Below are 5,448 nucleotides of genomic sequence, written 5' to 3'. Positions count from 1 at the left end.
CACGGTCACCCCGTCTTGCCGCGCGTGGCCAACACCATCGCAAGCCGTCATGACGTCTTTCGCGATGAATGGCCGACATCTTTCGCCACTTGGCTACCGGGCGGGCAGGCCCCCGAGGCGGGGCGGCTCTTCAAGAACCCCGATCTGGCCGACACATGGGAGCGTGTGCTGGCCGAGGCCGAAAGCGCCCAAGGCCATGCCGCCCAGATCGCGGCTGCGCGCCGCGCCTTCTATGAGGGGTTCATCGCCGAGAGCATCGACGACTACCTGCGCGAGGCCTGCGTGATGGATGCCGAGGGCGAGCGCCGCAAGGGCGTGTTGACGGGGCAGGACATGGCCGATTGGCAAGCCGCTTACGAAGACCCGCTGCATGTGGATTATCACGGCTGGCGGGTGTGGAAGCCGGGCGTCTGGACCCAAGGGCCGACACTTCTGCAATCGCTGATGACGCTCTCGGGCATCGATCTTGCTGCGATGGACCCGCGCGGCGCCGATTTCGTCCATCATGTGACCGAGGCGATGAAACTCTCCTTCGCCGACCGCGAGGCCTATTACGGCGATCCGGCCTTTGTCGATATCCCGGTCGAAACCCTGCTGTCGGCCGATTATGCCGCGACGCGGACGCCCATGATCGGAGCCAAGGCCTCGTTGGAGCAGCGCCCCGGCCATATCGCGGGCTTCGAGGCATGGGCCAAGGCCGCGATCGCACGCGCGGGCCAAGACCATGCCGAAGGGCCGGGGATGGGTGCGGGTGAGCCCACGATGGCGCATCTGACTGAAAAGCGCGGCGATACCGTGCATCTGGATGTGATCGATCGATGGGGAAACATGGTCTCGACCACACCATCGGGGGGCTGGCTGCAATCCTCGCCGATCATTCCGGGGCTGGGGATGCCGCTCAATTCACGGGCGCAGATGTTCTGGCTGGAAGAGGGGCTGGCCACCTCGCTTGCACCGGGCCGCCGCCCGCGCACGACGCTCTCGCCCTCGATGGCCGAAACCGAGGGGCGCAAGCTGGCCTTCGGCACGCCCGGCGGCGATCAGCAAGACCAGTGGCAGTTGATCTTGTTGCTGCGACTGGTGCATGGGGGGATGAACCTTCAGGAAGGGATCGACGCGCCGCTGTTTCACACGGCGCATTTCCAATCCTCCTTTTACCCGCGCGGCACACGGCCCGGCCATCTGATGGTGGAACCTGCCTTTGGCGAGGCGGTGCTGGCCGATCTTCGCGCGCGCGGCCATGAACTTGAGGTGTCGGAGCCTTGGGCGGTGGGGCGTCTGACGGCGGCCTCGCGCGATACGGACGGGCTGCTCAAGGCTGCCGCGACCCCGCGGCTGATGCAGGCCTACGCGATTGGGCGGTGACATGCGCCAAGTAGCGGGGTCGGCGCGCGCTGGCAGGTGCCGCCATTGGCTCGGACTGGCCATCCGGCCCGGCCAAGGCAAGCTGCATTCTTACCCGCAGGCCCCCTTGGGTGGCATCGCTCGGGTCGATCTCGAGCGTGCCGTCATGGGCTGCCAATACGGCGGCGGTGATGGATAGACCAAGCCCCGATCCCTCGGCGGTGCCGACCTGCCCGAACCGCGCAAGCGCCAGCGGCACCTCCTCGGGGCGAAGGCCACGGCCATCGTCTTGGACCCACAAGCAGGCATGATCATCTTGCTGACCAAGGCCGATAGTGATGCGCGAAAGGGTCGGCCCACCATGGCGCAGCGCATTGTCGATCAGGTTCAACACCGCCTCGCGCAGCATCAGCCTGTCGGCCATGACCACGGCCTGCGTGCCTTGAAAATCGCGCTCCAGATCGACCGATTGCGCGGCACATGCGCCCTCGCGATCCGCGCCGATCTGGGCAAGCAATGCGGCCAGATCGACCCTTTCGCGCGCTTGGCCAGCAGCGCTGGCGCGTTCCAGCGTCAAAAGCCGGTTGGCCAGATCGCGCACCTGACGGGCCGAGGTCAATAACTCGCCCGCCCTTGCACGGGTATCTTCGGGCGTGGGGGCGCGGCGGACCGCCTCGGCCATGGCCAGAACGCCAGCGATGGGGTTGCGTAGCTGGTGAGCGGCGTTCGAGACGAAACTCGCCTGTGCCTGGATCGTCGCCTCGACCTGTTCGAAGAGCGCGTTGAGGCGCAAGACAAGCCCGCGCGCCTCGGGTGGCACGCGCCGCCGGATCGGGCTGAGGTCATCCGCGCTGCGCCGCGAGATCGCATCCTCGAGATTGAGCAGCGGGCGCAGGCCCAGATTGACCCCGAACCAGACCACCAGCGCCACCGTGCCAATCAACACCGCCATCACCACCTTCACCTGCCAAGCCAGATCGCGCGCCAAGGCGTCAAGCACCGCGCGCTCTTGCCAGACGGTATAGGTATAGGTGCCGGAAATGCCGCTGACGGTGTTGACCTGCCGCAGGCGCAGTGCGCGCACCGGGCTGCCGAAATAGGTCGAATCGTAAAAGCCGTAGAACCCGTCACCAATGGCCGCGACCGCCTCGGGGGGGCGGGCAGGGGGCGTGGCATAGCCCGTTACATAGACGCCCGAGGGTGCGAAGGCGTGATAATAGACCTGGCCGCCCGATGTGTCGTTCAGCAGATCGCGTGTTTCCAGCGACAGCGCGTCCCCGCCCGAGCGCGCCACATCGGCGGCGATGGCAAGTCCGGTCGACAAAAGCGAGCGGTCGAAAAGCCCCTCGGCCTTTTGGCGGGTATAGTCGAGTTGCCAGATGCCGACCGCCATTGCGATGATCATCAGCGGTACCAAGATGATCGCCGTCAACCTGACCCGGAGCGAGGTCGACGGCCTCGCGATCTTGGGGGATGGTCGCGTGTTCATGCGCTTTTTTCCGGCATGACAAGCGCATAGCCCAGCCCGCGCGCCACCTGGATTGCCAGCCCATAAGGTCGCAGCCGTTTGCGCAGCCGCGAGATATGCACCTCGATCGCGCTTTCCTCGATATCGGCGCCGGTGCCGTAAAGATGTTCGATCAGATCGTTCTTGCTGACGGTGCGGCCTTGCGCGCCCATCAAGACCTCCATCACGCTGACCTCGCGCCGTGGCAAGGCCAGCGCGGTGCCAGCTGCGCTGACCGCGCGCGCATCGAGATCGAGGGTCACAGCACCCAGTGTGATCTGGCGGCGCAACGGGTTGGGCTGTCGCCGGGCCAGCGCGCGGATGCGCGCCTCCAACTCGTCCATTTCGAAGGGTTTGACGAGGTAATCATCGGCCCCCGCATCAAGCCCGCGGACCCGGTCATGGGTTTCGGCGCGTGCCGTCAGCAAAAGCACGGGCCGCCCATCGCCGCGCTGGCGCATCGCGCGCAGGATCGACAGCCCGTCCAGCCCCGGCAAGCTGATGTCGAGAATGACCAGATCGCCGCCGCCCGCGCGTAAATGCTGATCAGCCGCCAAGCCATCCGAGATCACATCCACCGAATGGCCCAAATCCTCCATCCGGTAGCAGATGCCCTTGGCAACGCTATCATGGTCTTCGACCAAAACGATCCGCATCCGTGGTTCCCCCAATCGATCAAGGCCCGCCTGCCGCATGTCATTTCGCGTTGAAATCGTTTCAGACGACAAAAAGCCATTCCTGTAAGCTTGGCGAAAGCTTCGCAAGTCACAAGGGCAGCATCAAGGGTGGTAAAACGCCTTGAGGTAAGCCGCGCGACCCAGACCGGGCCCGTGCGGATCTAGGGAGGAAGACATGACCAAGATCAATACCCCGCGCCTTGGCGCGGCACTTGTTGCGGCGTCCGCCGCGGCCTTTGGCTTTGCGGCCCCGCTTGCGGCACAGGATCTGGCGGGCAAGACCGTCGAATTCGTGATCCCGTTTTCGGAATCGGGCGGCTCGGCGCGCTGGGCGAATTTCTTCGCGCCGCTTCTGGCCGAAGCATTGCCGGGCAACCCCACCACCATCGTCGGCTACCGCCCCGGCGGCGGTTCGACCACGGGGGCCAACTGGTTCCAGGAACAGACCACCGATGACGGCACGCTGATCTTCGGCACCTCCGGCTCGACCCAGTTCCCCTATCTCTTGGGCGATCCGCGCGTGCGCTACGAATACCGCGACTGGCAGCCGGTTCTGGCCTCGGGCACGGGCGGCGTCGTTTATCTGCCTGCCGATCTGGGCGCGCGCTTCGATGGCGACATGGATGATCTACAGGACGAGTTCTTCATCTTCGGTAGCCAAGGTGCGACCACGCTCGACCTCGTGCCGCTTCTGGCCTTCAAGATGCTGGGCCTGCAGGTCGAGCCGGTCTTCGGCATCGAAGGGCGCGGTGATGGCCGCCTGATGTTCGAACGCGGCGAGGCCAATATCGATTACCAGACCTCGTCGGCCTATATCTCGAACGTGGTGCCGTTGGTCGAGCAAAACCTTGCCGTTCCGGTGATGAGCTGGGGCATCTTGGATGATGCGGGCAATGTCGTGCGTGACCCGACCTTCCCCGATATTCCGACCTTTGCCGAGATCTGCGAAGCGACCGCGGGTTGCGAAACCTCGGGCGTGGCGTGGGATGCATGGCGGGCCTTCTTCGTGTCGGGCTTTGCGGCGCAAAAGCTGGTCTACCTGCCCGGAAGCGCATCGACCGATGTCGTGGGCATGTACAACGCAGCCTTTGCCGAGATTTTGGCGCGTCCCGACTTCGCGGAGCTTTCGGCCCGTGAATTGGGCGTCTATCCCCAGATGATCGGCCCTGCGGCCCGCGTGGCTCACGAGGCGGCAATCACCGTGTCGGACGCGGCACGCGCCTATGTGCTGTCGTGGCTGTCCGACGCTTACGGCGTCACGATGCAGTAAATCGCTGCACGGATCCGGCGACTGCCTTGCGCGTCGCCGGATTCATTTTTTTCGTGCGAGACAAGACGACCCGTGCGTGCCGCGCGGAGCATATAACCACGCGTGTTCGGGCGGCCGATCGCGTGTGAGGGGAGGGCGCCGCCATGGATATCTTGACTGTTGCGCTACCGGCGCTTGGCGATGCGTTTTTGACCGTGATCCAGCCCCAGCACCTGATGTACATGGTTGCGGGTGTGCTTTTGGGCCTGTCGATTGGCGTTTTGCCGGGGCTTGGCGGGATCGCGGGCCTGTCGCTTGTGCTGCCCTTCATGTTCGGAATGGACCCGGTTTCAGGTCTGGCGCTGATGGTGGGTCTGATCGCGGTGATCCCCACATCGGACACGTTTTCCTCGGTGCTTTTGGGCATTCCCGGAAGTTCGGCCAGCCAAGCGACCGTGCTTGACGGTTTTCCCCTGTCGCGCAAGGGACAGGCTGCGCGTGCGCTGTCGGCGGCCTTTGTTTCGTCGCTGTATGGCGGCATCCTTGGGGCCTTGGTGCTGACGATGATCATCTTCGTCGCCCGCCCTCTGATCTTGGCCTTCGGCCTGCCCGAGATGCTGATGATCACGATCCTCGGCATGTCGATGGTGGCGATCTTGGCGGGGCGCATC

General features: G+C 64.8%; 5 protein-coding genes. 3 read left to right on the top strand and 2 right to left on the bottom strand.

Features of this window, described 5'->3' with window-relative positions; all coding sequences use genetic code 11:
* Window positions 1-1,365: gamma-glutamyltransferase family protein (locus ACTG4J_RS14455; RefSeq protein WP_439140441.1), on the top strand; the 1,365-nt coding region annotated here is incomplete at its 5' end.
* Here ACTG4J_RS14455 and ACTG4J_RS14450 read toward each other — a convergent pair.
* Window positions 1,313-2,833, bottom strand: a complete 1,521-nt coding sequence (locus ACTG4J_RS14450) for a sensor histidine kinase (protein ID WP_439140440.1) — start codon at window positions 2,831-2,833, stop codon at window positions 1,313-1,315. The genes ACTG4J_RS14455 and ACTG4J_RS14450 overlap by 53 nt on opposite strands.
* The gene (locus tag ACTG4J_RS14445) at window positions 2,830-3,507 is read right to left on the bottom strand and encodes a response regulator transcription factor (RefSeq protein WP_439140439.1); all 678 of its coding nucleotides are present in this window, start codon (window positions 3,505-3,507) and stop codon (window positions 2,830-2,832) included. The genes ACTG4J_RS14450 and ACTG4J_RS14445 overlap by 4 nt, the downstream gene beginning before the upstream one ends.
* A 196-nt stretch (window positions 3,508-3,703) precedes the next feature.
* Between ACTG4J_RS14445 and ACTG4J_RS14440 the strand changes: the two genes are divergently transcribed.
* Together ACTG4J_RS14440 and ACTG4J_RS14435 are read left to right on the top strand one after the other, a co-directional pair.
* Window positions 3,704-4,798 (top strand): tricarboxylate transporter, encoded by a 1,095-nt coding sequence (locus tag ACTG4J_RS14440; protein WP_439140438.1) that lies wholly within the window; start codon window positions 3,704-3,706, stop codon window positions 4,796-4,798.
* 143 nt (window positions 4,799-4,941) lie between these two features.
* Window positions 4,942-5,448, top strand: a 507-nt coding sequence (locus tag ACTG4J_RS14435; RefSeq protein ID WP_439140437.1) for a tripartite tricarboxylate transporter permease, incomplete at its 3' end; no start/stop codon positions are given.

This window comes from Roseicyclus sp., from assembly GCF_965662675.1.
GTDB lineage: Bacteria > Pseudomonadota > Alphaproteobacteria > Rhodobacterales > Rhodobacteraceae > Roseicyclus.
Note: the sequence above shows the minus strand (reverse complement) of the source record. Positions and strands in the feature narration are given on the sequence as shown.